Raw genomic sequence first — 26,644 nt, 5'->3', positions numbered from 1 at the left:
CCTTACAACGGAATATTATCGTGCTTCTTCCACGGATTTTCGAGCGCCTTGTTGCGCAGCTTGCGCAGGCCGAGCGCGATCCGGCGGCGGGTCGAATGGGGCGCGATCACCTCGTCGATGAAGCCCTTCGACGCGGCCACGAACGGATTGGCGAAGCGATCCTCATATTCCTTGGTGCGCTCGGCGATCTTGTCCGGGTCGCCGATGTCGGAACGGAAGATGATCTCCACCGCGCCCTTCGCGCCCATCACCGCGATCTCCGCGGTCGGCCACGCATAGTTCAAATCGCCGCGCAGATGCTTGGAGGCCATGACGTCATAGGCGCCGCCATAGGCCTTGCGCGTGATGACGGTGATCTTCGGCACGGTCGCCTCGGCATAGGCGAACAGCAGCTTCGCGCCATGCTTGATGATGCCGCTATGCTCCTGCCCGACGCCCGGCAGGAAGCCCGGCACGTCGACGAAAGTGACGATCGGAATCTCGAACGCATCGCAGAAGCGGACGAAGCGCCCGGCTTTCTTGGAAGCGTTGATGTCGAGGCAGCCCGCCAGCACCATCGGCTGGTTGGCGACGATGCCCACGGTGCGCCCCTCGATCCGTCCGAAACCGGTGATGATGTTCCCGGCATGGGCAGGCTGCAACTCGAAGAAATCGCCCTCGTCCACCGTCTTGCGGATCAGCTCGTGCATGTCGTAGGGCTGGTTCGCATTGGCCGGGATCAGCGTGTCGAGGCTGTCCTCGACCCGGTCCCACGGGTCGGCCGAGGGCCGTTCCGGCACGCCTTCGCGATTGCTCGCGGGCAGCAGGTCGACCAGATCGCGTGCGGCCAGCAGCGCCTCGATATCATTCTCGAACGCCACGTCGGCCACGCCGGATTTGGTCGTATGCGTCACCGCGCCGCCCAGCTCCTCCTGCGTCACCACCTCGTTCGTCACCGTCTTGACCACGTCCGGGCCGGTCACGAACATATAGCTCGAATCCTTCACCATCATGATGAAGTCGGTCATCGCCGGGGAATAGACCGCGCCGCCCGCGCACGGCCCCATGATGAGGCTGATCTGCGGCACCACGCCGGACGCCAGCACGTTGCGCTGGAACACCTCGGCATAGCCGCCCAGCGAGGCGACGCCTTCCTGAATACGCGCGCCGCCGCTGTCGTTGAGGCCGATCACCGGCGCGCCGACCTTCATCGCCATGTCCATGATCTTGCAGATCTTCTGCGCGTGGCGCTCGGAAAGCGAGCCGCCGAACACGGTGAAATCCTGGCTGAACACGAAGACGAGGCGGCCGTTGATCGTGCCCGATCCGGTGACGACGCCGTCGCCCGGAATATGGCTCTGCTCCATGCCGAAATCGGTGCAGTTATGCTCGACATACATGTCGAGTTCCTCGAAGCTGCCCGCGTCCAGCAACACATCGAGCCGTTCCCGCGCCGTCAGCCGCCCCTTGGCATGCTGGGCGTCGATGCGCTTCTGCCCGCCGCCGAGCCGCGCCGCCTCGCGCTTTTGTTCCAGCCGCTCGATGATCGCCATTTTGGTCATAGTCTCTCCCTCCGCGGCGCCTCTTCGCCCGGACCTCTTCCATCCCCCTTTTCAGCCCCTGTAGGAAAGAGCAAATGTGAATTTGCGGAATTGCAAATCGCGATTTTGCAAATTAGAGGGAGGCGATGGCAAGGGGAAACAGGCTTTTCGTCGGCGGCAGGCTGCGCCAGTTGCGGCTCGACCAGCGGATGGATCAGGCGGGGATGGCGAAAATCCTCGGCATTTCCGTTTCCTATCTTTCGCAACTGGAAAATGACGACCGCCCGCTGACCGCCAAGGTCAAGGCCGCGCTGGCGCAGGCCTATCCGGTCGACTGGGCCGCGTTCGACACGCGCGAGGACGAGCAGCTGCTCGGCGCCTTCGTCCATGCGCTGGCCCAGCCCGATGTCGCGGGGCCGGCGCTGGAGCCGGAGCGGATCGAGAAGCTGCACCTCCATTATCCCGAATTCGCCGCGCGCTATGTCGACCTGCACCGCGCCTTCCGCCAGACGCATGAGCGGCTCAACATGGTCGAGGAAGCGATCGCCAACGACATGGCCGCCCATGCGCGCATGCCGTGGGAGATGGTGCGCGACTGGTTCCACGACACCGGCAACTATATCCACGAGCTGGATTGCGAGGCGGAGGCGCTGCGCGCCGGCATCTGCCCGCGCGACCGGCTGGAGGAGGCCGACCTCGTCGCCGCGCTGCGCGACCGGCACGGCACGCAGGTGGTGGTCGAGGAAAACCCGGCCCATCATCTGCGCCGCTACGACCGGGATCGCAACATCCTCCATATCGACGCCGCGGTGCCGCCCGAAAGCCGCACCTTCCTGCTCGCGCATCAGCTGATGGGCCTGCACGCCCGCCCGCTGATCGACGCCATCGTCGCGCAGGCGGGGCTTTCCCCGGCGGGGGCGGACAAGTTGCTGGCGGTCGGCCTCGCCAATTACGCCGCGGGCGCGCTGATGATGCCCTATGCCCGCTTCCGCGCCGCCGCGCGCGCGGTGCGGCACGACATCGACCGGCTGGCGCGCCGCTTCGGCGTGTCGTTCGAGCAGGCCTGCCATCGCCTCTCGACGCTGCAACGCCCCGGCGCGCGCGGCATCCCCTTCTTCTTCTGCCGCGTGGACATGGCGGGCAACATCACCAAGCGCCACAGCGCCACCCGCCTGCAATTCGCGCGCTTCGGCGGCGCCTGCCCGCTCTGGGTGGTGCATGAGGCGGTGGCGATCCCCGACCGCATCCTGACACAACTGGGCGAAACGCCGGACGGGGTACGCTATGTGTCGATGGCCAAGGGGCTGGTGAAGCCCTCGGGCAGCTTCACCCGCGCGCCGCGCCGCTATGCGGTCGCACTGGGCTGCGAGATCGAGCATGCGGCGAACTTCATCTATGCCGACGGGCTGCAACTGCGCGACGAGGCGGCGGCCACGCCCATCGGCGTCACCTGCCGCCTGTGCCCGCGCCGCGAATGCGACCAGCGCGCCTTCCCGCCGACCGACCGCCCGATCCGCGTCGACCCCGACAATCGCGACGTGGTGCCTTACTCGATCGAGTGACGGTCAGCGCGCCTCGATCATCGCCACGTCGATATGGAAGGACCCGTCCTCCTCCATCCCGAAATGCCGGGCGACCTCGGCCGGGGCCTGCCGCTGGAGCGAGCGGATCGCCGCGACATGATCGTCCGGCGTGCGCATCCGCGCCGTCCAGACGGGGAAGTCCATCCGCAGCCGCCAGCACCGGGATTGCTCGCTGACGAAGCCCGCCCGGCCCAGCGCGGCGATCCATTCGCTTTGCCGGTAGTCGCGCACATGGGAGGTATCGCGCAGCAGTTCCACCGCCTGCAAATGCATGTCCGCCCGCGCCTCCTCCGGCGCGACCACGTCGATGAAGATCGCATGGCCGCCGGGCGCCAGCACCCGCCGCGCCTCGCGCAGGCCCGCTTCGAAATCCTGCCAGTGATGGGCGGAAAAGCGGCAGGCGAGGAAATCGAAATGGCCGTCCGCGAACGGCAGCGCCTCGGCCCGCGCCACCTGCCCCGCGACATTGCCCAGCCCCTTCGCCGCCGCCTGCGCCAGCACCGCGCCGACCATCTCCTCCGACAGGTCGCAGGCCGTCACCTGCCCGGCATGGGGCGCCATATGATAGCTCACATGCCCGCCGCCCGCCCCCAGATCGAGCGCATGGCGCGGCGCCAGTTCCCGCGTTCGCGCGGCAATATGCTCAAGGTCGGCGCCGCCCGCGTGCACCGCGCTTTCCACATAGGCGGCGGCCCTCGGCCCGAACTGGCCGCGGACAATGGAATCATGGGATTGGGTCATGATCTTTTCCTTTCCCGTCCCCTGTCACCCGGATTTTACCCTGTTACAATGGACAAGTTTATCCTGTTATAAGACTTATCATGCCAACGGAAGAACAACGACGCTTATTGGGCGCCTTCGTCCGCGCCCGGCGCGAGGGGCTGCGCCCGGACGAGCCGGGCCGCAGGCGCCGCACGCCGGGATTGCGGCGCGAGGAACTGGCCGCGCGCGCCGGGATCGGCGTCACATGGTGCGCGTGGATCGAGCAGGGCCGCGACGTGCGCGCTTCGGCCGACACCCTCTCCCGCCTCGCCCGCGCGCTGTGTCTCACCCCGGCCGAGCGTGCCTATCTGTTCGAACTGGCCGAGCGCCACGACCCGGACAATCCCACGGCGCCGGACGGCGGGGAAGCGCCCGCCTCCATCGCCGCGCTGGTCGCCGCGCTCGGCTGGCCCGCCTATGGGCTGGACCCCGGCTGGACCGTATGCGCCGCCAATGCCGCCGCCCGGCGGCTGTTCGTCGGCCTGTTCGATGAAGAGGGCGGGCGGCCCAACCTGCTGCGCTACGTATTCACCGCGCCGGAGGCCAGGCGGCTCCTTCCCGACTGGGAAAGCCGCGCCTGCCGCCTTCTGGCGGAGTTCCGCGCCGATTATGGCCGCCACCTCACCGACCCGCGCGCGCGATCGGTGATCGACTGGCTGACCGCGCACAGCGAGGCTTTCCGGCAGGCGTGGGAGAGGCAGGACGTGCTTGATCGCGAGGGCGGGCTGCGCCTCTTCCTGCATCCGCAGGACGGCGCGCTGCGCTTCGAGCAGCATACGGTGCAGGCGTCCGACCGGTCGGATTTCAAGCTGGTGGCGTTGCAGCCCCTGCCGCCCGCCTAGGCCTTGTCCGCGTTTTCCGAGCCGTCATGACTTGAAAACGCTCTGGCGGCGGCAATGGCGGCGGCGACCGACGCCTTCGCCTGCGGGCTGTTGCGCCAGCAGCTCCCGCCGAGCAGCAGCGCGATGCGGGCGCGGATATCCTCTTCCTCCTGCGCGGCGAGGTCGGCCAGCGTGGCGATGCCCAGTTGCTCGAACCGGGCGATCACCGTCGGCCCCACCCCCTTGACGCCGAGCAGCAGCGCCCGCGCCTCGGCGTCGAAGGCCGCCCCATCGAAAGCCGGGGCAGCGGTCATTTCAGCAGCACCAGTTCCTCGGCCATGCTGGGGTGGAGCGCGACCGTGTCGTCGAACTGCTGCTTGGTCAGGCCCGCCTTCACCGCGACCGCCACCACCTGAAGGATTTCCGGCGCCTCCGGGCTGATCATGTGCACGCCGACCACCCGGCCGGTCGCGCCATCGCAGATCATCTTGTAGAGGCTGCGCTCCGGGTTGCCGGTCAGCGCATTCTTCATCGGCCGGAAATCGGAGGTGTAGACCTTCACCTCGCCCAGCCTCCTGCGCGCCTCCTCCTCGGTCAGCCCCACGCCCGCGAGCGGCGGATTGCTGAACACGGCGGACGGGATGCAGCCATAATCGACCGTGCGCGGCGTGCCGCCGAACACCGTGTCGGCAAAGGCATGGCCCTCGCGGATCGCCACCGGGGTCAGCTGCACCCGGTCGGTCACGTCGCCCACCGCATGGATGGAGGGGATGTTGGTACGGCTATGCTCGTCCACGATCACCGCGCCCTTGTCGCTCAGCGCGACGCCGACCTCCTCCAGCCCCAGGTCGAAGCTCATCGGCTTGCGGCCGACGGCGAAGACCAGCAGGTCGCACTCGATCGGCTCGCCGTTCTTCACATGGATGGTTATGGTGCCGTCGGCGGCCTTCTCGATCCGCTCGAACGGCGCATCGAGGCGGAAAGTGATGCCCTTGGCCTCGCTCAGCTGCTTAAGCCGGTCGACGATCTGGTCGTCATAGCCGCGCAATATCCGGTCGGAGCGGTTGACGATGGTGACGTCGCAGCCCAGCGCGTTGAAGATGCCCGCAAACTCGTTGGCGATATAGCCACCGCCCGCGATCGCCACCCTTTTGGGCAGGCTTTCGAGGTGGAACACCTCGTTGGAGGTGATGCCATGCTCCGCGCCCTCGACCTCAGGCACCATGGGCCAGGAGCCGGTCGCGATCAGGATCGTGCCCGCGCTCACCTTGCGCCCGCTGGCCAGCGTCACCTCATGCGGGCCGCTGATCCGCGCGCGCTCGTGGAAGGTTGTCACCTTGTTGCCGTCGAGCGTCTGCTGGTAGAGGCCGTTCAGCCGATCCACATCGGCCAGCACATTGTCGCGCAGCGTCTTCCAGTCGAAGCGCACGCCCTCCAGCGTCCAGCCGAAGCGGGCGGCGGCGTGCAGATCCTCCGCGAAATGGGCGCCGTAGACCAGCATCTTCTTGGGCACGCAACCGCGAATGACGCAGGTGCCGCCGACGCGATATTCCTCCGCCACCGCGACGCGCGCGCCATGGGAGGCCGCGATGCGGGACGCGCGCACGCCACCCGATCCCGCGCCGATCACGAACAGGTCGAAATCAAACTCACTCATGCGTCCTCGTCCCCCGTCTTATTCGTCATTCATGGCCAGATCGATCAGCGCGCTTGTTGAAGGATCGAAGCCGGAAGGGCCATCCTTTTCTATCGACCGGGCGATTTCCTTGCCCAGTTCGACGCCGAACTGGTCGAACGGGTTGATCCCCATCAGCACCGCGTTGGCGAAGGTGCGATGCTCGTAAAAGGCGATCAGCGCGCCGAGCGCATGCGGGCCCACATCGTCCATCAGGATCGTCGTGGAAGGCCGCCCACCGGGATAGGCGCGCGCGGGATCGGCCGGGTTCTCGCGCCCGCGCATCAGCGCGGCCCCCTGCGCGAAGCAATTGGTGAGCAGTGCGCGATGATGCGCCGGGTCGAGCAGGTCGCCCGGCTCGATCGAGGCGACGAACTCCACCGGGACGAGATGCGTGCCCTGATGCAGCAGCTGGAACACCGCATGCTGCGCATCGGTGCCGACGCCGCCCCAGGTGATCGGCGCGGTCGGTCCGTCGACGGGCGATCCGTCCAGCTTCACCGACTTGCCGTTGCTCTCCATCTCCAGTTGCTGGAGATAGGAGGGCAGCAGGCGCAGCCGCTCGTCATAGGCGAAGAGCGCGCGGGTCTGACAGCCCTTCACCCCGGCATAATATCGGTCGACGAAGGCGGCGATCAGCGGCGCATTCTTCTCGACGGGCGCGAGGCGGAAATGGCGGTCCATCTCGGCCGCGCCCTCCAGCAGGCTTTCGAACGCGTCCCAGCCCAGCCCCAGCGCGGCCGGGAATCCGATGGACGACCAGAGCGAATAGCGCCCGCCCACCGTCTCGCTGAAGGGCAGGATGCGCGTTTCATCGACGCCCCATTCCACCGCCTTGTCGGGCGCGGCGGTCAGCGCGACGACGCGGCCATAGGGATCGTCCACCCCGCCCTCGACCATCCAGTTGATCGCGCTGCGGGCGTTCAGCATCGTTTCGGTGGTGGTGAAGGTCTTGGACGCAATGGCGAGCAGCGTCGCCTGCGGGTCGAAATCGCGGATCGCCTCTTCCAGCGCGCAGCCATCGACGTTGGAGACAATGGCGACGTCATAGCGGCCCGCATCGCGGCCCAGCGCATCGATCAGCAGGTCCGGGCCGAGCGCCGACCCGCCGATGCCGACATGCACGATATGCCGAATCGGCCCCAGCGCGCCCGCCTCGATCGCGTCGATCAGCGCGCGCATGCGGTTATGCAGCGCCTTGGCCCGCGCCACGCTGTCCGGCGCGCCCTCGCCCCGCTCCGCGCTGTGCTCGGCGGCACGGTCCTCCGTCACATTGACGCTGGCGCCGGAAAACAGCGCATCGCGCCGCGCCGTGAAATCCGACGCCTGCGCGAGGTCGGCGAAAGCAGCCATCAGCGCCGGGGTCATATGCGTCTTGGACCAGTCGAACCGCAGCGAGCCGACCTTGAAGGCCAGCCGGTCGAGCCTGTCCGGGTCGCTTTCGAAGATGGTCCGAAGGTCCGGTTCGGCGACCGCGCGCACGGCATTCCACGAAATATCGGTCATGGCATAGGCTCCAGTTGGGCTCCGGTTGGGGACCGGCATGGAGCCGAGCGGCCGCCGATCCATCCGAATCGTGCCGGAAATACACGCATTTGCTTGACGTGAACACCGCGCCGACGCAAAGCGCGGGAGAAGTGCGGTCAATTTCAGGGGTCCATTGTGGCTGAAGAACGAGGCGTGGCTGAAAATCCCAAGGCGGCTGCCGGCGAAAAATCCGAAACACGCGAATTTCTGACCTTTCTGGTGAAGCTGGCGCTGTTCGTGTTCGTGCTGCGCAGCTTCATCGTCGCGCCGTTCAACATTCCGTCGGAATCGATGCAGCCCCGGCTGCTGATCGGCGATTATCTGATCGTCGCCAAATGGCCCTATGGCTATTCGCGCTATTCGCTGCCGTTCAGCCTGCCGCTGATCCCCGGCCGCGTCTTCGCCAGCACGCCGCAGCGCGGCGACGTCGCCGTGTTCAAGGCGCCGCCGGCCCAGAGCCAGGATTATATCAAGCGGGTGATCGGCCTGCCCGGCGACATCATCGAAATTCGCGACGGCCAGGTCATCCTGAACGGCAAGCCGGTCCAGCGGCAGAAGATCGCGGATCTGGTGATCCCCGTCACGCAGAACATGATCGACGCCACCCGCAAGGAAGGCGGCATGAGCCCGTGCTTCCGCCCGGAATTCGAGGAAGAGCGCGACGGCGGGCGCTATTGCCGCTATCCGCAATATCGCGAAACCCTGCCCGGCGGGAAAAGCTATAATGTGCTCGACGTGGTGGGCGACGGCCCGGCCGACAATCGCGATCCGGTGGTCGTGCCCGAAGGGCGGCTGTTCCTGATGGGCGACAATCGCGACCGCAGCGCCGACAGCCGCTTCCCGGCCGAGGTCGGCGGCGGCATCGGCCTCGTCCCGGAACAGAACCTCGTCGGCAAGGCGCTCTTCACCGTCTTTTCGACCGACGGCAGCGCCAACTGGCTGCTGCCCTGGACATGGGTGAGCGCGGCGCGCTTCAACCGCATCGGGGAAGGCTTTTGAGCGAGGACGCCCGGAAAGAGTGGATCGCCGGGCTGATCGGACGCCAGCCCCGCAAAGCGGCGCTGTTCACGCAGGCGCTGACCCATGGCAGCGCCTCGCCAGATCATTATGAGCGGCTGGAATTTCTCGGCGACCGGATATTGGGTCTCGTCATCGGCGAATGGCTGTTCGAGCTGTACCCGGCCGAGCCGGAGGGCAAGCTGTCCGCCCGCTTCAACCAGATCGTGTCGGGCGAGGTCTGCGCGGAAATCGCGCGCGGCATCGGCATCCAGCCGCACATGATCCTCGGCAAGCAGGCCCGCGACGACGGCGCGACCGACAGCGCCAATGTGCTCGGCGACATGATGGAGGCGCTGATCGGCGCGCTCTATCTCGACGGCGGGATAGAGGAAGCGCGGGCGTTCATCCGCCGCCTGTGGGCGGGCCGGGTGGACGGCATCGATCAGGCGCCCAAGCACCCCAAGTCGGCGTTGCAGGAATGGGCGGCCGCGCACAAGCGGCGCACGCCCGAATATCAGTTGATCGACCGCAGCGGCCCGCCGCATAATCCGCGCTTCACCGTGCGCGTGCATATTCACAATGTCGGCGAGGCGAGCGCCACCGGCGCTTCCAAGCAGGAAGCCGAAACCGCCGCCGCCCGCGCCCTGATGGAACAATTGAGATGACGACGACAGAACCCCCTCTCGACCGGCAGCGCTGCGGCGTGGTCGCCGTGCTGGGCGCGCCCAATGCGGGCAAGTCCACGCTGGTCAACGCGCTGGTCGGCCAGAAGGTCGCGATCACCAGCCCCAAGGCGCAGACGACGCGCACCCGCGTGCTCGGCGTCGCGCTGGCAGGGGACGCGCAGATCGTGCTGGTCGACACGCCGGGCATCTTCGCGCCACAGCGCAGGCTCGACCGCGCGATGGTGCAGGCGGCATGGGGCGGCGTGCAGGATGCGGACCTGATCGCGCTGGTCATCGACAGCAAGACCGGCCTCGGCGCCAAGGTCGACCGCATCGTCGAGGGGCTGGCCGACCGGCGCGAGCCGAAGATCCTCATCCTCAACAAGGTCGATATCGCCGACAAGGGCAAGCTGCTCCAGCACACCCAGCGGCTGCACGAGAAGGTCGCGTTTCAGGAAACCTTCTTCGTCAGCGCCGCGACCGGCGACGGCATTGCCGAAATGAAGGCGGCACTGGCCGCGATGATGCCGCAGGGGCCGTGGCATTTCCCCGCCGATCAGGTGTCGAGCGCGACCGACCGCATGCTCTCGGCCGAGATCACGCGCGAGCAGATCTATCACCAGCTCCACGCCGAGCTGCCCTATGCGGCGGCGGTCGAGACAGAGCAATATAAGGAGCGCGAGGACGGATCGGTGGAAATCCACCAGCAGATCCTCGTCGCCCGGCCCAGCCAGCGCGCGATCGTGCTGGGCAAGGGCGGCCAGCGGCTGAAGGAAATCGGCTCCCGCTCCCGCGCGGAGCTTGCCGCGCTATTGGGCTGCCCGGTGCACCTCTACCTGCATGTGAAGGTCAAGGAAGGCTGGGACGAGGATCGCAACGTCTATAGGGATATAGGACTGGACTGGGTGGAATAGCCCCCGCCCCGCGAACCTGCGTCCGGCCGTCGAACAGGAACAGCAGGACCCGCGAGCGGCTGACGACCGCCCAGGCGCCCCAGGACAACGCGAACGCCGCCGCCAGCACCAGCCCGGCCTTCAGCCCCAGCGGCATGGCGAGATATTTGCCCGCCAGCACCAGCCCGATGATCACCGGCATGTGGAACAGGTAGATGGCGAAGGAGGCATCGACCAGCCGCATGACCGGCCGGTGCGGGCGGTCGGCCAGTTGCTTGCAGGCGGCGATCGCGCATTGGGTCAGGAACAGCGCGGCGATGGTGGCGAGGAAGCGCCCCTGCATCGGCCCCAGATGGCCCATCAGGATCAGGCTCGCGCCGGTCGCCAGCGCCGCGATCGCCGCCATCGGCGCGGAAAAGCGGTAGAGCTCCTCCCGCATCATCGGTGCCCGCGCCAGCACCACGCCCATCAGGAACCACGGCGCATATTGGATTACCTCGTCCAGCCGGAGGATCTGCTGCGGCAGGTTCGTCGCGAGGCCCGCCATGTAGAAAGCCTCCACCGCGACCGCCTCCCACAGCCCTGTCGCCAGCGCGACCGCGACCAGCACCGGCAGCAGGCGACGCGCCAGCCGCCGGTCGATCCGCGCGGGCAGGACGGCGGCTTTCCACGAAGGGCGCGCCTTCACGCAAAGCGCGGCAATGGCGCAGAAATAGAGCAGCACGATGATGAACCAGAGGTGCCGCACCCAATAGCCGCCCGACGTGGCGCTGTTGTACAGGAAGCTGCGCCATGCCTGCGCCGGGGGATAGACCGACAGTTCGCAAAAGAGGTTCATCACCGGATTGAGCAGCAGCAGGCAGGTAACGAACGGAATGGCGAGACGCGTCATGCGCCCCTTCAGCCAGGCCCCGGCCTCGCGCCGGGCGAGCAGCAGAGCGGCGAAATAGCCCGCGACCACGAAGAAAGCAGGCATGCGGAACAGGTGGATGAACTCCGCCGCGTAGGTATAGGCCGCCGCGCCTTCCCCGGACTGGACGATCCAGACCTGACCGGCGCGGTAGGACATGAACACGTGGAAGGGGATGCCCAGCAGCATCAGGGCCGCCCTCAACATATCCCAATGATGCTCGCGGGGGGTGGGGGTTGCCTGCTTTTCCGTCACTCTCTCTTCATCCGGGCCTGTTTTTCCGGCCTGTCCCGATCCGGTTTGCGACACGGAAGATAAACCCTCCTGTCTGCCCCGGCGTTCCGCAACGGGCATTCCGCCCGCTGTCCTGACGCCACGGCCCGTCGCATCCGGCCTGTTATACCGGACGCCGCCCTATCAGAAGGAAGAAGGAGGCGCCACCCCGCCGCCACCCGCCCGGAGAGGCCGGAGGCTCAGGCTGCCTGCCTTTTCGCACCTTTCATCAGCTTTTCCGACAGCCCAGCCCAGTCCTCGAACGCCCAGTGCAGCGGGTTTTCGAGGGAAACGACCTGATCGGCCGCGAGGCTGTCGTCGATGATCGCGATATCCGGTTCCAGAAACTCCAGCTCGCGCGCGCAATAGAAGGCCAGCACGCGCGGCCTGGCGTTGCGCTTTCCGGCATCCAGCACGATGCCCAGCCGGTTGCTGCGCAGGCGGGCCAGCGCGCCTGCGGGGAAAACGCCGATGCTCTGCATGAAGGAAAAGAGCAGCTTGCGGTCGAGATGCCCCTGCCACCCCCACATCGTCGCGATCGCCTCGGCGGGGGAACTGGCGGCCTTGTAGGGGCGCTGCGAGGTCAGCGCGTCATAGATGTCGCAGATCGCGCACAGCCGCCCCGCCAGCCCGATTTCGTCGCCTTTCAGGCCGACCGGATAGCCCGTGCCATCGATCCTCTCATGATGCTGGTACACCGCATCGAGGACCACCGCGGGCATTTCGGCGATATCCGCCAGCAGTTGATAGCCATGGCCGGGGTGCCCGCGCATCACCGCCATCTCCTCGTCGCTGAGGCTCGCGGGCTTGTTGAGGATTTCCTCGGGCACGCCCATCTTGCCCAGATCGTGCAGCAGCCCGGCAAGGCCGAAATCCTTCGCCACATCCTCATCCATGCCGAGATGGAACGCCATGTTGAGCATGAGCGTGCACACCGCGACCGAGTGGAAATAGGTATATTCGTCCTTGGTCTTGAGGCGGATCACCTTCAGCAGCGCCCGGCGGTTGCGCAGCACCGCCGCCGTGACCTCGTCGACGACCGGCAGAGCGTCGGCTACCTTGACCGGACGGCCCATGCGGGCGCCCTCGAACAGCGCCTTCACCACCTTTTTCGAGCGGTTGACGAGCGCGGCGGCGGCTTTCTGCTCGCCGGCCTCGCGCTGGTTCTGCCCCGGCCCCATCGCGCCCGACGCGCGCGGACGGGCGATGCGCCGCGCCGCCGACACCATCGGCCTTTCCGTTTCCATCCCCCTGAAAGCGGCGCGGACGCCGCCTTGCGGCAGGGACGACGCCGCAGGCCGGGCCAGTTCTTCGGGGCCCAATCCGCGCTCGTCATCGATCAGCACATAGGGAACGCCGGAGAGACGGACGCGTTCGACATCCTCGGCGGAGGTCAGGAGGAACCGGGCGCGCCAGAAGGGATGACCGAACCAGGAGCCGCCGAAGCTCCTGATGTACATGCCCATCTTCACCTGGTCGCATGAAATCTTGTGAAACATCTACCCGCGCCGTCCAGTCCGCCTCCGGTCCAGACAGCCAAGGGCAAGCCTGCATCCGGGGGCGGTTCAGACGATGGTTATGCCAGCACGGCTAAACAAAATCTTACCCCGCAAGCGCGCATTTGCCCCATTTTCGGCCAATGACGCCGCGCAATATAGTGCTCGGCAAGAAATTATTCCTTTGCTTTCTTTGCCTTGGCAGAAGACTTGGCGGGCGCTTTTTTTGCGGCTGCTTTTTTGGTTTTTTTCTTGCCTGCCCCGCCTTTCGCCGCGCGATCGTCGATCAACTGGGCGGCTTCTTCCAGAGTCAGCGCATCAGGCGCGACCGTCTTGGGCAGAGTCGCATTGGTCGTGCCGTCGGTGACATAGGGACCATAGCGCCCTTCCATCAGCCGGATCTCGGCCTCGGTGCGCGGATGCTTGCCCAGCGTTTTGAGCGGCTCGCGCGAGGCGCCGCCCCGGCGCGGGCCCTTTTCCGCCGCCTCGGCCAGCTTCACCACCGCCGCGTTCATGCCGGTGTCAAACACCTCGGCGGTGGAGGACAGCCGCGCATATTTGCCGTCATGCGCCAGATAGGGGCCGTAGCGGCCGATGCTCGCGACGATCGGCTGGCCGGTTTCGGGATGGTTACCGATGGTGCGCGGCAACGACAGCAGCTTCACCGCCCAGTCGAGCGTCAGCCCGTCCTCGCCCAGATCCTTGGGGATGGAGGCGCGCTTCGCCTCCTTGCCGGACCCCATCTCGATATAGGGGCCGAAACGGCCGGACTTGCGGACGATATCCTCGCCCGTTTCCGGGTCCTGCCCCAATATCTCCGGCCCGCTGTCCGTCTCGCCCGCGCCGCCGGGCTGGCCGAATTTGCGGGTGAACTTGCAGTCTGGATAGTTGGAGCAGGCGATGAACGCGCCGAAGCGCCCACCGCGCAGCGACAGCCGCCCGTCCGCGCACATCGGGCAGGCGCGCGGGTCGGACCCGTCGCCCTTGTCCGGGAACAGCAGCGGCTCCAGGAACTTGTCCAGCTCCGCCGTCACGTCGGACGGCTTCTTGTCCATCACTTCGGCGGTCTTGGGCTTGAAGTCGCGCCAGAACGCCTCCAGCACCTCCTGCCATTGCGCCCGCCCGCCGGAAATATCGTCCAGCTCCTCTTCAAGGCCCGCCGTGAAGTCGTAGCTGACATAGCGATCGAAGAAGCGTTCGAGGAAGGCCGTCACCAGCCGCCCGCTTTCCTCCGCGAAGAAGCGGTTCTTCTCGACGCGGACATAATCGCGGTCCTTCAGCACCTGGATGGTCGAGGCGTAGGTGGACGGGCGGCCGATGCCCAGCTCCTCCAGCCGCTTGACGAGGCTGGCCTCGGAATAGCGCGGCGGCGGCTGTGTGAAATGCTGCTCCGCCGTCACCGCCTTCTTCGCGGGGGTGTCGCCTGCCGAGAGGCGCGGCAACAGCTTGCTGTCGTCCTCGTCCCCATCGGCGGCGGCCTGTTTCGCATCATCCCGCCCTTCCTCGTACAGCGAGAGGAAGCCGGGGAAGATCACCACCTGCCCGGTCGCGCGCAAGCCGTGCTGGCCGGTGCCGTCGAGCAGCTCGACCGTCGTGCGCTCCAGCCGGGCGCTCGCCATCTGGCTCGCCAGCGCGCGCTTGAAGATGAGGTCGTAGAGCCTCGCATGATCGCCGCTACCCGCCCGCTCCTTGCCGAAATCGGTCGGGCGGATCGCCTCGTGCGCCTCCTGCGCGTTCTTCGCCTTGGTCTGGTACTGGCGCGGCTTGTCGGGCAGATAGCCGCCGTCATAGCGATCCGCGATCGCCCGGCGCGCGGCGGAAATGGCGCTGCCGTCCATCTGCACGCCGTCGGTCCGCATATAGGTGATCGCGCCGTCCTCATAAAGCGCCTGCGCGATCCGCATCGTATGGCTGGCCGAGAAGCCCAGCTTGCGCGCGGCCTCCTGTTGCAGCGTCGAGGTGGTGAAGGGCGGCGGAGGATTGCGCGTGACGGGCTTCGTCTCGACGCTCTCGACGGTGAAGCGCCCCGCCTCCACATCGGCCTTGGCGGCGAGCGCGTCGCCCTCCTTGCCGATGGTCAGGCGGTCGATCTTCTGGCCCTTCCACTTCACCAGACGGGCGGTGAAGCTGCGTCCGTCCTGCTCCATCTCGGCGGCGACGGACCAATATTCCTGCGCCACGAACGTCTCGATCTCGCGCTCGCGCTCGACGACGAGGCGCAGCGCGACCGACTGGACGCGGCCCGCCGACTTGGCGCCGGGCAGCTTGCGCCACAGCACCGGCGACAGGGTGAAGCCCACCAGATAATCGAGCGCGCGGCGGGCGCGATAGGCGTCGATCAGGTCGTGGTCCAGCTCGCGCGGATGCGCCATCGCCTCGGTCACGGCCTGCTTGGTGATCGCGTTGAAGGTGACGCGCTCCACATCCCTGGGCAGCGCCTTCTTCGCCTTCAGCACCTCCTGCACGTGCCAGCTGATCGCCTCGCCCTCGCGATCGGGGTCGGTGGCGAGGATCAGCGCGTCCGCCTTCTTCGCTTCATCGGTGATGAGCTTGAGCTGCTTGCCCTTGTCGCCGTAATTCTCCCAGCTCATCGCGAAGCCCTCGTCGGGGTTCACCGAGCCGTCCTTGGGCGGCAGGTCGCGCACATGGCCATAGGAGGCGAGCACATGATAGCCGCTCCCCAGATATTTCTCGATGGTCTTGGCCTTGGCCGGAGATTCGACGATGACAAGCTTCATGGATAGACGGTTCCGGTCCTTTAACGTGCGCGCGAGGGTGTAGGATGCTGGGCGTCCGCGTCAAGTCGCCATGACATGAACAGATGACAATAGCGCGGCGATGCGCTTTTCATGATGCGGGACGCAACGCGACGCGGGCGCCGGGGTGCCGCTCCAGCCGCCCGGCCAGCTCCAGGTCCAGCAGCATCGTCTGCACCGCCGAAGGGTCGAGGCCCGACTGGCGGATCAGTTCGTCCACTGGCACCGGAACCGGCCCCAGCAGGCCGAGCACGTCCCTGCCGCCCGCCCCGTTCTCCCCGCCCGCCGCCGGGACGGGCGCGGATGGGGCCGCCGCCGGGCGCGGTCGCGGCGCCGCCTCCAGCGGAAGGGTCGGCTGCCGCATCGCGAAGGGCGAGATCGCCTCGATCACATCGGCGGCCGACTGGACCAGAGTCGCCCCGGCGCGGATCAGCTCGTTGCAGCCATGCGCACGCGGATCGAGCGGGGAACCGGGCACCGCCAGCACCTCCCGCCCATAGTCCCCCGCCAGCCTTGCGGTGATGAGCGAGCCGGATTTGGGCGCGGCCTCCACCACCAGCGTCGCTGCCGAAAGGCCCGCGATGATGCGGTTGCGGAAGGGGAAGTTCCGCGCGCGCGGCTCTGCGCCCGGCGGCTGCTCGGCGACCAGCAGCCCTTCGCGCGCGATCCGTTCCTGAAGCGTGGCATTTTCGGGCGGATAGGCGATGTCGATGCCGCTGGCGATGACCGCGATGGTGCGGGCCGGCTCCACCGTCAGCGCGCCCTGATGCGCGGCGGTATCGACGCCCCTTGCGAGGCCGGAGACGACGACATGCCCGGCCAGCGCCAGATCCCGCGCCAGCCAGCGCGCGATGCGTCCGGCGGCGGCCGAGGCGTTGCGCGCGCCCACCATCGCCACGCAGGGCCCATGCAGCAGCGCCCGGTCGCCGCGCAGCATCAGCAGCGGCGGCGCGTCGGCAATCCCGGCCAGCAGCGCGGGATAATCGCTGTCGCCGAGGATCAGCCAGGATGCGCCCAGCGCGTCGGCCCGCGCGATCTCCCGCTCGATGCGGCGCTCGTCGGCGGGCTGCATCGGCCTGCCCGCCGCGCGCCCGGCGAGGCCCGGCAGCAGACGCAGCGCTTCGCCCGCGCTGCCGAACCGGTCCAGCGCCCGGCGATATCCGGCCGGGCCGATCCCTTCCGAACGGGCGAGCCGGATCCGGTCGAAACGCTCCTGATCCATGTCAGAAAGGGCCGGTCAGGCCTTGGCCCCGCCGATGCACGGCTCCTCGCCCCGCAGCAGGCGGCCGATATTGGCGCGATGCCGCCACAGCAGGATCAGCGCCATGGACGCCACCGGGGCGAACAGGTCGAGCCTGCCCAGCCCGATGCAGGCGATCGGCCCGGCAAGGCCCGCGCATATCCCGCCCGCCGATGAAATGCGGGTAAGGGCGATCATGCCGACCCAGACGATCGCGAAAATCAGGCCGATCTGCCACGCCAGCGCCAGGCATACGCCCATCATCGTCGCCACGCCCTTGCCCCCGGCGAAGCGCAGCCAGACCGGATAGCAATGGCCGATGAACGCCATCACCCCCGCCATCGCCCCGCCATTGGCGAGCGCATCGGCGCCCAGCAGATGCGCGCCCAGCAGCACCGCCGCCGCGCCCTTGCCCAGATCGAGCAGCAGCGTCGCCGCCGCCAGCCCCTTGCGCCCGGTCCGCAGCACGTTGGTCGCGCCGATATTGCCCGATCCGATCCGCCGCAGGTCCCCCGCGCCGCCGATGCGGGTCAGCAGCACGCCGAACGGTATCGATCCCAGCAGATAGCCCAATGCCATCACGAAAACGGGCGTATGCCAAAAACTCATCCATCAATTCCCGGATTGCCCATCATTTCCCGGATGATCTTCCCCCAACCGGACGCGCGATCATAGATGGCGCGCGATCAAGCGCAAGCGGTTAAGCGATTTCGTCCCGCGCGCCGGACGGGCGGGCCGCTCAGAGGGGCAGATCATAAGGCGGAAGCGAACGGAACGCCTGCTTCAGCGCATTGCCCCAGCTTCTCGAAATCTCGTTGAAATAGGGGTCGTCCGCCTGGATGCGGGTTTCGAAACCGATCCGGCATTGATCGACCGGCACGATCTGCATGTCGAAGGGCAGGCCGACCGTCAGGTTCGCCTTCAGCGTCGAATCGAACGACACCATCAGCAGCTTGGCGGCGTCGGCGAAGCTCATCTGCGGGTCGTAGGCGCGCACGAGGATGGGACGGCCATATTTGGTTTCGCCGATCTGGAAAAAGGGCGTGTCGGGCGTCGCCTCGATGAAATTGCCTTCGGGATAGACCAGGAACAGGCGGGGCGGCAGGCCCCTGATCTGCCCGCCGACGATGAAGGTCGCACCGAACTGGCTTTCCGCCGTCTCGCCCGAAAGGGCATCCCCCCGGATCGTGTCGCGCAGCGTCTCGCCGATGATGTTGGCGATCGCGAACATGCTGCGCGCGCGGAGCAGCGACGGGCGGTCCTCCTGCGGGCGCTTGTCGCGTTCCCCCAACTGGCTGATGACCGACTGGGTGGTGGCGAGATTGCCCGCGGCCATGATGGTGACGACGCGCTCGCCGGGGGTTTCCCAACTGTACATCTTGCGAAAGGTCGAGATGTTGTCGACCCCGGCGTTGGTCCGCGTATCCGACATGAAGATCAGCCCGGCGTCGATCTGCATGCCAACGCAATAGGTCATCTGCTGCTACCCTCTGTAATTATGCGACGCGCTCCTCATGCGCTATTGCTGGTCGACCCGCAAGTTCACGACCATGTCGTGATCGCGCGCGCCGAACGACAGCGCCCGGATCGGCGCGGCCTCCGCATAGTCGCGCCCGGTCGCGACGCGGACATAGCGCTCGTCCGGGCTGATGCCGTTGGAGATGTCGAAGCCCACCCAGCCGAGCGCATCGACATAGGCTTCCGCCCAGGCATGGCCCGCCTCCTGTTCCGGCCGGTCCTCCATGAAGAGATAGCCGCTGACATAGCGCGCCGGATAGCCGAGCAGGCGCGCGGCGGAAATGAAGATATGCGCATGGTCCTGACAGACGCCCGCCTGCCTGCGCGCCGCATCCTCCGCCGTGGTGGCGGCATCGGTCGCCCCGACCTCGTAGCGCACCTGCGAAAGGACCAGCGCGGAAAGCTCGTGCAGGCGGGCGATATCGTTGTCCCCGCCCGCGCCCCTCGCCTTCTGGGCGAGCGCGCCGACCTCCGCCCCGGCTCTGGTCAGCGCCGTCTGCTGGCGGAACAGCCAGAGCGGCGCATAGCCGCGATGGGGGCCGACGACGCCATGGAAAGCGGGGTCCGTCTCCACCTCGCCGGTGCATTCGACATGCACCTCCTCCACGCCGCTTTCCACCCGGACCAGCGCGACATGGTTGAGATGGGGGTCCTCATATTCCGCCTCGCACCTTCCACCCTCGACCCGCATGTCCCAGTACAGTATCCGCTGGCCCGCCCAATGCTTCGGCATCAGCCGCAGCCGTTGCAGCGCATAGGGCACCGGCTGGTCGAAATGATAGGTCGTGCTGTGGCGGATCGCTATCTTCATTTCTTTCCTCCATCGGCGCGGAGCTGGACGAAATGACCGGAAAGCGACGCCGCTTCCCTAGCCGGTGAAACGATAATCCCGTTCGATCTGCTCGGCGAGCTGCCGGTTCCCGATCATGAAGGTTTGCAGGAATTCGTGCAGGCCGCCTTCGAATATCCGCTCGATCGACGCCTGCTCTATCTGGTCGAGCACCTGCCGCGCCAGGTCCTGGCTGACCAGCCTGTCCCCATATTCCCGTTCCAGCCAGTGCAGATTTTCGTGCATCTTGCGGATGCAGAAGATGATCGAGCGGGGGAAGCGCCCGTCGAGGATCAGGAAGCGGGCAATGTCGATCGGCTTGGGATCGCCGGGGTTGAGCCAGCGGAAGCTGTGCAGCGCCGACAGCGACCGCAGCACCGTTTCCCACTGGTTGTTGTCCATCAGCGACCCGACATGGGCGATGCTGGGCAGCAGCAGATAATATTTCACGTCCAATATGCGCGCGCTGTTGTCCGCCCGTTCCAGAAAGGTGCCGAGCCGCGCGAAATTATAGATGTCGTTGCGCAGCATCGTCCCGTGCAGCGCGCCGCGCACCAGTGCGCTGTGCCGCCGGATCGCCGCCAATATGTCCGGCAGGTCCGCCTCGCGCACCGGGCGGGCGAGCATCCTGCGCGCCATGATGCAGCATTCGTTGGTCGCTTCCCACACCTCGCGCGTGATCGCGGTGCGCACCACCCGGCCGTTGTCCCGCGCATTCTCGATCATGCACAGCACGGAGCAGCCGTGGCTCCGGTCGCGCAACAGGAAGTTGACGACCTGCGGGGCGGCATAGTCCCCGCCGGTTTCCTCATAGGCGGCGCCAAGCCCCGCCGTGGTGATGATGGAGCGCCACTCCTCCCCCGCCGCGCCGCCGCGCGTCAGCGAGATGCGCAGGCCCGCCTCGATCAGCCGGGCGAGGTTTTCGCTCCGTTCCAGATAGCGGAACATCCAGAACAGGCCGCCAGCGGTCTTGCCGAGCGTCGTCATCAGTCCTCCAGAACCCAGCTGTCCTTGGTGCCGCCGCCCTGGCTGGAATTGACGACCAGCGACCCCTTCTTCAACGCGACGCGGGTCAGCCCGCCGGGGGTTATCTCCACCCTGTCGGGCGAGACGAGCACGAACGGGCGCAGGTCCACATGGCGCGGCGCCAGCCCCTTTTTCGTCAGGATCGGGACGGTCGACAGCGCCAGCGTCGGCTGGGCGATATAGTTTTCCGGCCGCTGCTTCAGCTTCGCCGCGAACGCCGCCAGTTCCCGCTTGCTCGCCGCCGGGCCGACCAGCATGCCGTAGCCGCCGGAGCCATGGACTTCCTTCACCACCAGCTCGGAAAGATTGTCGAGCACATAGGCGAGCGAGTCCGGCTCCGAACAGCGCCATGTCGGCACGTTCCTGAGCAGCGGCTCCTCCCCCATGTAGAAGCGCACGATATCGGGGATATAGCTGTAGATCGCCTTGTCGTCGGCTATCCCGCTGCCCGGCGCATTGGCGATGGTGACGCCGCCGGCCATGTAGATATCCATGATCCCCGGCACGCCCAGCACCGAATCCGGCCGGAAGGTCAACGGGTCGAGATAATCGTCGTCCAGCCGCCGGTAGATCACGTCGACCGGACGATAGCCCTGGGTGGTGCGCATCGCGACGCGCCCGTCGACGATCTGGAGATCATGCCCTTCGACCAGTTCCGCGCCCATCTGGTCGGCCAGGAACGCATGCTCGAAATAAGCGCTGTTGAAGCTGCCGGGCGTCAGCACCGCGAGCACGGGATCGCCTTCGCATTTCCTCGGCGCGCTGGCCGAGAGCGAGCGGCGCAGCCGCTTGGGATAGTCGGAAACCTGCCGTATCTTGATCTGGGAAAACAGCTCCGGAAACATGCTCATCATGGTTTCCCGGTTTTCCAGCATGTAGGAAACGCCGGACGGCGTACGGGCATTGTCCTCCAGCGCGTAGAACTCGTCCGGGCCGGTGCGCACCAGATCGACGCCGATGATATGGCTGTACACCCCGCCGGGCGGCGTGAACCCGATCATCCTGTCGAGAAAGGCCGTGTTGCGGCTGACCATATGTTCGGGCAGGCGGCCCGCGCGGACGATTTCCTGCCGGTGGTAGATGTCGTGGAGAAAGGCGTTGATCGCCCGCACCCGCTGTTCGATGCCCCGCGACAGGCGGGTCCATTCGGAAGCGGAAATGATGCGCGGCACAATGTCGAACGGGATCAGCCGTTCCTCGGCGTCCTCCTGTCCGTAGACGGCGAAGGTGATGCCGGTCTTGCGGAAAAGATCCTCCGCCTCCGCCGCCTTCTTCAGCAGCTTGGCAGGCTCCTGATCGGCGAACCAGCGGTGATAGGAGCGGAAAGGATGTCGGGGGACGCCGGCCTCGTCAAACATCTCATCGAAGAAGCTCTTGTCACCCGCCATGACAGGCATAGTCACCAATATGCAGCTTTTGTGCAATATGGATTCTGCATTTTTTGCTGCAAGTGCGAATATAAATTTCCGGCCCCTTGATTTCAGGGACGGTTTCCGCGTCCGCCTCGATCCTCACGCTGGACAAAGGCGGCGATCTGCCTTTATCGCGGGCGAAACAACAAGAGGCCCGTGGACCATCATGCCGAACCCTTATGAAGACTCGCTCGCCCTTGCGGATCGCTATTATGCGGCGTTCAACGCCGGCGATGTCGAGACCATGCTCGGCTGCCTGAGCGAGGATATCGCCCACGACATCAACCAGGGCGGGCGCGAGACCGGCAAGCCGGCCTTTCGCGCGTTCATGGCGCGGATGGACGAGGCCTATTCAGAGCAGCTGCGCGACATCGTGTTGATGGCCAATCCGGACGGCACGCGCGTCGCGGCGGAGTTCACCGTCCATGGCGTCTACAAGCGCGCCGACGAAGGCCTGCCGCCCGCCCATGGCCAGAGCTATGTGCTGCCCGCCGGCGCCTTTCTGGAGGTGAAGGACGGCCGCATCGCGCGGGTTTCCACCTATTACAATCTTGCCGACTGGATCGCGCAGGTTTCCTGAAAGGAGGTGCGATGAACGCGACCATCCGCAGCCTGACCGACCCGGAGGAACGCCGCGCCGCCCTCCCCGCCCTCGCGCGCCTGCGCATCGAGGTGTTCCGGGAATGGCCCTATCTCTACGAAGGGACGGAAAGCTACGAGGCGGAATATCTGGAGGAGTTCATCGCCGAGCCCGGCGCGGTGCTGGTGACGGCCGAGGTGAACGGCGCGATCGTCGGCGCGGCCACGGCCTCGCCGATGCGGGGGCAGAAGGAGGCGTTCAAGGCCCCGTTCGTCGCCAGGGGCTTCGATATCGACCGGCTTTTCTATTTCGGCGAATCCGTGCTGCTGCCCGGCTGGCGAGGGCTGGGCATCGGCCACGGCTTCTTCGACGCGCGGGAGGAAGCGGCGCGGCAGGGCGGCGCCAGCCATGCCTGCTTCTGCGCGGTGGTCCGCCCCGCCGATCATCCGCTGCGGCCCGCAGGCGCGCGCGACCTGCATCCCTTCTGGCGCGCGCGCGGCTATGGCGCGGTGGAGGGGCTGGTCACCACCTTCGACTGGAAGGATATCGACCAGCGGCGGGAAACCCCGCATCCGATGCAATTCTGGATGCGGGCGCTTTAACGAGACCCGCAGGACACTCAGCGCCCGTTGGCGACCCGGCGCAGCGGCTGCGACTGGGGCTGCGGATGCCGCCTCGTCTCCTCGGCGGCGGCGTCGGCCGCTTCCTTATCCCGCTGGTCCTGCAACACCCGGTGCAGGCCGCGCCGCTCCAGCGAGAAGCGCCCGACGATCCGGGTCAGCAGCCTCGCCTCGCCGGAAAGGGCGCGCGCCGCCGCGTTGGATTCCTCGACCATCGCCGCATTCTGCTGGGTGGTGACGTCCATCTGCTCTATGTCGGCGCTGATGTCCTTGAGGCCATTGGCCTGCTCGTCCGCCAGCGTGGCGATTTCCCGCGCCTGCGACGTCGCCTGGCTGACCTTGCGGATGATCTGTTCCAGCGCCTGGCCGGTGCGGTCGACCAGATCGACCCCCTGCTTCACATCCTCGCTCGACTTGCCGATCAGGCTCTTGATGTCCTTGGCCGATTCCGTGGTACGGTGCGCCAGTGCCCGCACCTCGCTGGCGACGACGGCGAAGCCCTTGCCCGCCTCGCCCGCGCGCGCGGCCTCCACGCCCGCGTTGAGCGCGAGCAGGTTGGTCTGGAATGCGATCGCCTCGATCACCTCGGTGATCTGGGCGATCTCCTCGGAAGAGGTCTTGATCTTGTGCATGGCCGCGACCGCGTGATCGACGATCTCGCCGCCCTGCTTCGCCTGCTGGTTCGCTTCCGACACGCTTTCGTCGACCTGCTTGGCGTTGGCGGCGGTCGTCTGGACGCCCTGCGTGATCTGCCGCATCACCTCCGAGGTGCGCGCCAGCATTTCCGCCTGCCGCTCGGTGCGGGAGGCAAGATCGCTCGCCGCCGCGCTGATTTCGCCGACGCCGGTGTCGATATTGTCGGCAGCGTTGGACAGCTGAGAGATGAGGTCGCTGAACTGCCGGCGCATGTCGTGGAAATCCGCCGTCATGCGGCTGAAGCCTTCGGGCAGGCCGCTGAGCTGCGCACGCAGATCGCCGGTCGACACCTTGGCCAGCGCCTCGCCGACCATGTCGATCGTTTCACGCCGCGCCCTTTCCTCCGCCGCGAAATAGGCGGACAGCGCGGACGCCATGTCCAGGAGCGCGGTCTTGACCAGCGTGCCGATCAGCGCGCCCGCCTGTTTCCCGCTCAATCGGGCGACCACGCTGCGGCTCATCGTCTTCATGATGATGTCTTCCAGCACCATCGCATAGCCGCCGATATAGAGATGGGGCGGCAGGCCGATCCGCGCATGGACCTCGCCCACCCGTTCCGACCGCGCGGCCGTGGCCGCGTCGAACGGGCCGGAGAACAGCTCCACCCAATGCTTCTTCTGCGCCGAGCGGGCATGGGCGCGTTGCTCGTCGTTGGAAAGGATGCGCGAGGTATCCTCATGCGCCGCGATCTGCGCGTACAGCTTTTCGAGCGCCTGGTCGGCATATTTCCCGATCAGCTGCTTGACCCCCGGAAATGCCCGGTAATTGGCCTGTGAAAGGGTGATGAAAGGCTTGTCTTTACGTTGATTGGTGGTTTCGCCGCCCACGGACTGCATGTTGTTCATCCTGCTATGGCCGGTCACGCAGGGCCGGACGCGACAGGCGACCGGTCCCTTCCTGACTTCCAATTCGACCTTTCCCCGGAAAATGGCAGGTAAAGCTAAAGGATCCATTAACCGCCTTTGGCTATCGCGCTGAAAAGTCATCGCGAAAAGGCGATGGCCCCTGTCAGGACGATGCGAACAGCTTCGTTCCGACGACCCCGACGATGATGAGCGCCATGAACCCTGTCTGGACCGGCGAGACCTTGTCCCCGAACAGAATGGCGCCGCCGATGATGACGCCGACAGCCCCCAGCCCCGTCCAGATCGCATAGGCCGTCCCGGCGGGCAGCCCGCGCATCGCCAGCGCCAGCAGCGCCATGTTCACGAAGCTGAGGGCGATCGGAACGGCCGACGCCTGCCAGCTGCCGACGGTGGCGGCCCATTTGAGGCTGAGCGCCCAGCAGATTTCGGTGAAAACGGCGATCCCAAGGATAAGCCACGCCATGCAGCGCTCCTTCTTCCTGTGCCGGGCTCGGAAACGGGGCATGCGGGCCGGAAACCCGAAAGAGGCGGCATGCCGGAAGGATCTGGCGGAGGAGGGCCGCGCCCTCTCGAAAACCACCCGAAAGGGCGGTGGTGGACAGGGCTGGATTCGAACCAGCGTACGGGAAACCCGGGCAGATTTACAGTCTGCTGCCTTTAACCACTCGGCCACCTGTCCAGCGCCTTACCGGATGACTTTGCGTCGCCAACCGGCTGGAGGGGGCCTATTGGCGAAAGGAGGCTTGCCTGTCAATGCTTCTTCTGAAAAGAGGCGCACATGAAAAGAGGACATCGCACCGGCAAACCCAAAGGCGGCTACCCCAGGCTTTACGGAAGGCACGCGGTCACGGCCGCTCTCGCCAACCCGGATCGGGTGATCCGCAAGATCTGGGGCACGCGCGAGACGTTGAATTCGCTGGAATTGCCGCCGGTTCTGCCGATCGTCTATGCCGATGTGGCCGATCTTGGCCGCATGGTGCCCTCCGACGCCCCGCACCAGGGCATCGTCGCGGAGGTGGAGCCGCTGGCCGATGTCTGGCTGGGCGACGTGCTGGAGGAAGGGGCCGACGACGCGCCCGGCAGGACGCGCCCGATTCTCGTGCTCGACCAGGTGACGGATCCGCACAATGTCGGCGCCATCTTCCGCTCCGCCGCCGCGTTCGATGCGCTGGCGATCGTGACGCAGGACCGGCACGCCCCGCCCGAATCGGGCGTGCTCGCCCGCGCGGCGAGCGGCGCGCTGGAGATCATGCCGTGGGTGCGCGTCGTCAACCTCGCCCGCGCGCTCGATGAGATCGCCGAGGCAGGCTATTGGCGAATCGGCCTCGACGGCGAGGCGCGGGCGACGCTCGGCGAAGCATTGGAAGGCGTGGGCAAGGTCGCGCTGGTGCTGGGCGCCGAGGGCGACGGACTGCGCCACAACAGCATCGCCCATTGCGACATCATCGCGAAGCTGCCGATCAGCCCGCGCATGGAAAGCCTCAACGTATCGAACGCGGCGGCCATCGCGCTGTACGCGGCATCCGGTCGATAGAAATCACGGCAAGGGGGGCGCCATCATGAAGGATATGAGCGGACGGATGAAGAAGGCGGTCTTTGCCGCGCTCGCCCTGCTGACGCTGGGGGCCTGTCTCATGAGTCCGGGCAAGTTCGTCTCGACCCTCGACATCCGGGCGGACCGCAGTTTCACCTTCGCCTATAAGGGCGAGGTCATCGTCACCGACATGGACGACATGTCCAAGGGACTGGGCGAAAGCGGCGGCAAGGAAGGCGGCGATGGCGAGGAAGGCGGCGACGCCACCGACGAGGGGCAGACCAGCGCCTATTACCGGCCAATCGCCCTGAGCGACGGGGAAGCGCCGCCCGCCGATGCGGCCCCCGCCGGAGAGGACAAGCCGGAAAGCGCGGAAAAGCTGACCAAAATGCGGGAAATAGCCGACGCCCTGTCGAAGGAGGAAGGCTATCGCTCCGTCCGCT

General features: G+C 66.7%; 24 protein-coding genes, 1 tRNA gene and 1 pseudogene. 9 read left to right on the top strand and 17 right to left on the bottom strand.

The genetic code is table 11. From position 1 onward, the window contains the following. Positions 1–2: 2 nt before the first annotated feature. Entirely contained in the window at positions 3–1,541 is a 1,539-nt protein-coding gene (locus tag GGR43_RS15765) for an acyl-CoA carboxylase subunit beta (RefSeq protein ID WP_188072953.1), read from the bottom strand. A gap of 125 nt (positions 1,542–1,666) precedes the next feature. On the opposite strand from GGR43_RS15765, the gene GGR43_RS15760 reads away from it, so the two are divergent. Then, positions 1,667–3,082: a helix-turn-helix domain-containing protein gene (locus GGR43_RS15760; protein ID WP_188072952.1), complete on the top strand. Its 1,416-nt coding sequence runs from the start codon at positions 1,667–1,669 to the stop codon at positions 3,080–3,082. Between the two features lie 3 nt (positions 3,083–3,085). Here the strand turns inward: GGR43_RS15760 and GGR43_RS15755 are convergent, their stop codons facing one another. Then, positions 3,086–3,844: a class I SAM-dependent methyltransferase gene (locus GGR43_RS15755; protein ID WP_188072951.1), complete on the bottom strand. Its 759-nt coding sequence runs from the start codon at positions 3,842–3,844 to the stop codon at positions 3,086–3,088. An 80-nt stretch (positions 3,845–3,924) separates the two neighbouring features. Here GGR43_RS15755 and GGR43_RS15750 point away from each other — a divergent pair, with 80 nt between their 5' ends. Next, positions 3,925–4,707: a helix-turn-helix transcriptional regulator gene (locus tag GGR43_RS15750; protein WP_188072950.1), complete on the top strand. Its 783-nt coding sequence runs from the start codon at positions 3,925–3,927 to the stop codon at positions 4,705–4,707. Here GGR43_RS15750 and GGR43_RS15745 read toward each other — a convergent pair. Genes GGR43_RS15745 through pgi form a run of 3 tightly spaced genes read right to left on the bottom strand, consistent with a single transcriptional unit; the run spans position 4,704 to position 7,867 of the window. Next, entirely contained in the window at positions 4,704–5,000 is a 297-nt protein-coding gene (locus tag GGR43_RS15745; RefSeq protein ID WP_188072949.1) for a helix-hairpin-helix domain-containing protein, read from the bottom strand. The genes GGR43_RS15750 and GGR43_RS15745 overlap by 4 nt on opposite strands. After that, entirely contained in the window at positions 4,997–6,343 is a 1,347-nt protein-coding gene (gorA, locus tag GGR43_RS15740; protein WP_188072948.1) for a glutathione-disulfide reductase, read from the bottom strand. The genes GGR43_RS15745 and gorA overlap by 4 nt, the downstream gene beginning before the upstream one ends. 18 nt (positions 6,344–6,361) lie before the next feature. Then, positions 6,362–7,867 carry a glucose-6-phosphate isomerase gene (gene pgi, locus GGR43_RS15735; protein WP_188072947.1) on the bottom strand — a complete coding sequence of 502 codons (1,506 nt, stop codon included), beginning with the start codon at positions 7,865–7,867 and terminating at the stop codon, positions 6,362–6,364. A gap of 174 nt (positions 7,868–8,041) precedes the next feature. Between pgi and lepB the strand changes: the two genes are divergently transcribed. Genes lepB through era form a run of 3 tightly spaced genes read left to right on the top strand, consistent with a single transcriptional unit; the run spans position 8,042 to position 10,466 of the window. Next, a complete protein-coding gene (lepB, locus tag GGR43_RS15730) occupies positions 8,042–8,887 on the top strand; it encodes a signal peptidase I (RefSeq protein ID WP_188072946.1) in 846 nt (281 codons plus the stop codon). Further along, positions 8,842–9,552, top strand: coding sequence for a ribonuclease III (gene rnc / locus GGR43_RS15725; protein WP_188072945.1), 711 nt, complete (start codon positions 8,842–8,844; stop codon positions 9,550–9,552). Before lepB ends, rnc begins: the two co-directional genes overlap by 46 nt. Beyond that, on the top strand, positions 9,549–10,466 hold the full coding sequence (gene era / locus GGR43_RS15720) for a GTPase Era (RefSeq protein ID WP_188072944.1): 918 nt from the start codon (positions 9,549–9,551) through the stop codon (positions 10,464–10,466). Before rnc ends, era begins: the two co-directional genes overlap by 4 nt. On the opposite strand, the gene GGR43_RS15715 is transcribed toward era, so the two are convergent. The 9 genes from GGR43_RS15715 to GGR43_RS15675 all read right to left on the bottom strand — a co-directional run bounded on the left by GGR43_RS15715 (position 10,402) and on the right by GGR43_RS15675 (position 21,890). Continuing rightward, complete coding sequence (locus GGR43_RS15715) at positions 10,402–11,562, bottom strand: acyltransferase family protein (RefSeq protein ID WP_188072943.1); 1,161 nt, start codon at positions 11,560–11,562, stop codon at positions 10,402–10,404. The two genes, era and GGR43_RS15715, sit on opposite strands and share 65 nt — an antisense overlap. Positions 11,563–11,828: 266 nt before the next feature. Then, the gene (locus GGR43_RS15710) at positions 11,829–13,127 is read right to left on the bottom strand and encodes a cyclic di-GMP phosphodiesterase (protein ID WP_223177481.1); all 1,299 of its coding nucleotides are present in this window, start codon (positions 13,125–13,127) and stop codon (positions 11,829–11,831) included. 173 nt (positions 13,128–13,300) lie between these two features. Continuing rightward, on the bottom strand, positions 13,301–15,862 hold the full coding sequence (gene topA, locus GGR43_RS15705; RefSeq protein WP_188072941.1) for a type I DNA topoisomerase: 2,562 nt from the start codon (positions 15,860–15,862) through the stop codon (positions 13,301–13,303). Positions 15,863–15,971: 109 nt separating this feature from the next. Next, positions 15,972–17,102 carry a DNA-processing protein DprA gene (gene dprA, locus GGR43_RS15700; protein WP_188072940.1) on the bottom strand — a complete coding sequence of 377 codons (1,131 nt, stop codon included), beginning with the start codon at positions 17,100–17,102 and terminating at the stop codon, positions 15,972–15,974. 15 nt (positions 17,103–17,117) lie between these two features. Further along, complete coding sequence (gene plsY / locus GGR43_RS15695; protein ID WP_246343824.1) at positions 17,118–17,729, bottom strand: glycerol-3-phosphate 1-O-acyltransferase PlsY; 612 nt, start codon at positions 17,727–17,729, stop codon at positions 17,118–17,120. 130 nt (positions 17,730–17,859) lie between these two features. Beyond that, complete coding sequence (locus tag GGR43_RS15690) at positions 17,860–18,597, bottom strand: proteasome-type protease (protein WP_188072939.1); 738 nt, start codon at positions 18,595–18,597, stop codon at positions 17,860–17,862. 42 nt (positions 18,598–18,639) lie between these two features. Next, positions 18,640–19,449, bottom strand: a complete 810-nt coding sequence (locus GGR43_RS15685) for a transglutaminase family protein (RefSeq protein WP_188072938.1) — start codon at positions 19,447–19,449, stop codon at positions 18,640–18,642. 57 nt (positions 19,450–19,506) lie between these two features. Continuing rightward, positions 19,507–20,454, bottom strand: a complete 948-nt coding sequence (locus GGR43_RS15680; RefSeq protein ID WP_188072937.1) for an alpha-E domain-containing protein — start codon at positions 20,452–20,454, stop codon at positions 19,507–19,509. Further along, positions 20,454–21,890 (bottom strand): circularly permuted type 2 ATP-grasp protein, encoded by a 1,437-nt coding sequence (locus GGR43_RS15675; protein ID WP_425502245.1) that lies wholly within the window; start codon positions 21,888–21,890, stop codon positions 20,454–20,456. Before GGR43_RS15675 ends, GGR43_RS15680 begins: the two co-directional genes overlap by 1 nt. A 181-nt stretch (positions 21,891–22,071) precedes the next feature. Here GGR43_RS15675 and GGR43_RS15670 point away from each other — a divergent pair, with 181 nt between their 5' ends. Next, entirely contained in the window at positions 22,072–22,485 is a 414-nt protein-coding gene (locus tag GGR43_RS15670; protein WP_188072935.1) for a ketosteroid isomerase-related protein, read from the top strand. A gap of 11 nt (positions 22,486–22,496) precedes the next feature. Further along, the gene (locus tag GGR43_RS15665) at positions 22,497–23,087 is read left to right on the top strand and encodes a GNAT family N-acetyltransferase (RefSeq protein WP_188072934.1); all 591 of its coding nucleotides are present in this window, start codon (positions 22,497–22,499) and stop codon (positions 23,085–23,087) included. 17 nt (positions 23,088–23,104) lie between these two features. Here the strand turns inward: GGR43_RS15665 and GGR43_RS15660 are convergent, their stop codons facing one another. The 3 genes from GGR43_RS15660 to GGR43_RS15650 form a co-directional block, all read right to left on the bottom strand. Further along, positions 23,105–24,637 carry a methyl-accepting chemotaxis protein gene (locus GGR43_RS15660; protein ID WP_246343823.1) on the bottom strand — a complete coding sequence of 511 codons (1,533 nt, stop codon included), beginning with the start codon at positions 24,635–24,637 and terminating at the stop codon, positions 23,105–23,107. Between the two features lie 172 nt (positions 24,638–24,809). Continuing rightward, positions 24,810–25,130, bottom strand: coding sequence for a DMT family transporter (locus tag GGR43_RS15655; protein WP_188072933.1), 321 nt, complete (start codon positions 25,128–25,130; stop codon positions 24,810–24,812). A 129-nt stretch (positions 25,131–25,259) separates the two neighbouring features. After that, positions 25,260–25,346 (bottom strand) — tRNA-Tyr (locus GGR43_RS15650). 99 nt (positions 25,347–25,445) lie between these two features. Between GGR43_RS15650 and GGR43_RS15645 the strand changes: the two genes are divergently transcribed. Next, the gene (locus GGR43_RS15645) at positions 25,446–26,201 is read left to right on the top strand and encodes a TrmH family RNA methyltransferase (RefSeq protein WP_188072932.1); all 756 of its coding nucleotides are present in this window, start codon (positions 25,446–25,448) and stop codon (positions 26,199–26,201) included. A 25-nt stretch (positions 26,202–26,226) separates the two neighbouring features. Then, a pseudogene (locus GGR43_RS15640) lies at positions 26,227–26,644 on the top strand (hypothetical protein); the annotation flags it as partial.

The sequence above is a fragment of the Sphingobium jiangsuense genome, assembly GCF_014196495.1.
Lineage (GTDB): Bacteria > Pseudomonadota > Alphaproteobacteria > Sphingomonadales > Sphingomonadaceae > Sphingobium > Sphingobium jiangsuense.
Note: the sequence above shows the minus strand (reverse complement) of the source record. Positions and strands in the feature narration are given on the sequence as shown.

Coding starts and splice junctions, on each gene's coding strand:
- GGR43_RS15765 (WP_188072953.1), bottom strand. CDS start 1,541: ATGACCAAAATGGCGATCATCGAGCGGCTGGAACAAAAGCGCGAGGCG.
- GGR43_RS15760 (WP_188072952.1), top strand. CDS start 1,667: ATGGCAAGGGGAAACAGGCTTTTCGTCGGCGGCAGGCTGCGCCAGTTG.
- GGR43_RS15755 (WP_188072951.1), bottom strand. CDS start 3,844: ATGACCCAATCCCATGATTCCATTGTCCGCGGCCAGTTCGGGCCGAGG.
- GGR43_RS15750 (WP_188072950.1), top strand. CDS start 3,925: ATGCCAACGGAAGAACAACGACGCTTATTGGGCGCCTTCGTCCGCGCC.
- GGR43_RS15745 (WP_188072949.1), bottom strand. CDS start 5,000: ATGACCGCTGCCCCGGCTTTCGATGGGGCGGCCTTCGACGCCGAGGCG.
- gorA (WP_188072948.1), bottom strand. CDS start 6,343: ATGAGTGAGTTTGATTTCGACCTGTTCGTGATCGGCGCGGGATCGGGT.
- pgi (WP_188072947.1), bottom strand. CDS start 7,867: ATGACCGATATTTCGTGGAATGCCGTGCGCGCGGTCGCCGAACCGGAC.
- rnc (WP_188072945.1), top strand. CDS start 8,842: ATGGGTGAGCGCGGCGCGCTTCAACCGCATCGGGGAAGGCTTTTGAGC.
- era (WP_188072944.1), top strand. CDS start 9,549: ATGACGACGACAGAACCCCCTCTCGACCGGCAGCGCTGCGGCGTGGTC.
- GGR43_RS15715 (WP_188072943.1), bottom strand. CDS start 11,562: ATGTTGAGGGCGGCCCTGATGCTGCTGGGCATCCCCTTCCACGTGTTC.
- GGR43_RS15710 (WP_223177481.1), bottom strand. CDS start 13,127: ATGTTTCACAAGATTTCATGCGACCAGGTGAAGATGGGCATGTACATC.
- topA (WP_188072941.1), bottom strand. CDS start 15,862: ATGAAGCTTGTCATCGTCGAATCTCCGGCCAAGGCCAAGACCATCGAG.
- dprA (WP_188072940.1), bottom strand. CDS start 17,102: ATGGATCAGGAGCGTTTCGACCGGATCCGGCTCGCCCGTTCGGAAGGG.
- plsY (WP_246343824.1), bottom strand. CDS start 17,729: ATGAGTTTTTGGCATACGCCCGTTTTCGTGATGGCATTGGGCTATCTG.
- GGR43_RS15690 (WP_188072939.1), bottom strand. CDS start 18,597: ATGACCTATTGCGTTGGCATGCAGATCGACGCCGGGCTGATCTTCATG.
- GGR43_RS15685 (WP_188072938.1), bottom strand. CDS start 19,449: ATGAAGATAGCGATCCGCCACAGCACGACCTATCATTTCGACCAGCCG.
- GGR43_RS15680 (WP_188072937.1), bottom strand. CDS start 20,454: ATGACGACGCTCGGCAAGACCGCTGGCGGCCTGTTCTGGATGTTCCGC.
- GGR43_RS15675 (WP_425502245.1), bottom strand. CDS start 21,890: ATGCCTGTCATGGCGGGTGACAAGAGCTTCTTCGATGAGATGTTTGAC.
- GGR43_RS15670 (WP_188072935.1), top strand. CDS start 22,072: ATGCCGAACCCTTATGAAGACTCGCTCGCCCTTGCGGATCGCTATTAT.
- GGR43_RS15665 (WP_188072934.1), top strand. CDS start 22,497: ATGAACGCGACCATCCGCAGCCTGACCGACCCGGAGGAACGCCGCGCC.
- GGR43_RS15660 (WP_246343823.1), bottom strand. CDS start 24,637: ATGCAGTCCGTGGGCGGCGAAACCACCAATCAACGTAAAGACAAGCCT.
- GGR43_RS15655 (WP_188072933.1), bottom strand. CDS start 25,130: ATGGCGTGGCTTATCCTTGGGATCGCCGTTTTCACCGAAATCTGCTGG.
- GGR43_RS15645 (WP_188072932.1), top strand. CDS start 25,446: ATGAAAAGAGGACATCGCACCGGCAAACCCAAAGGCGGCTACCCCAGG.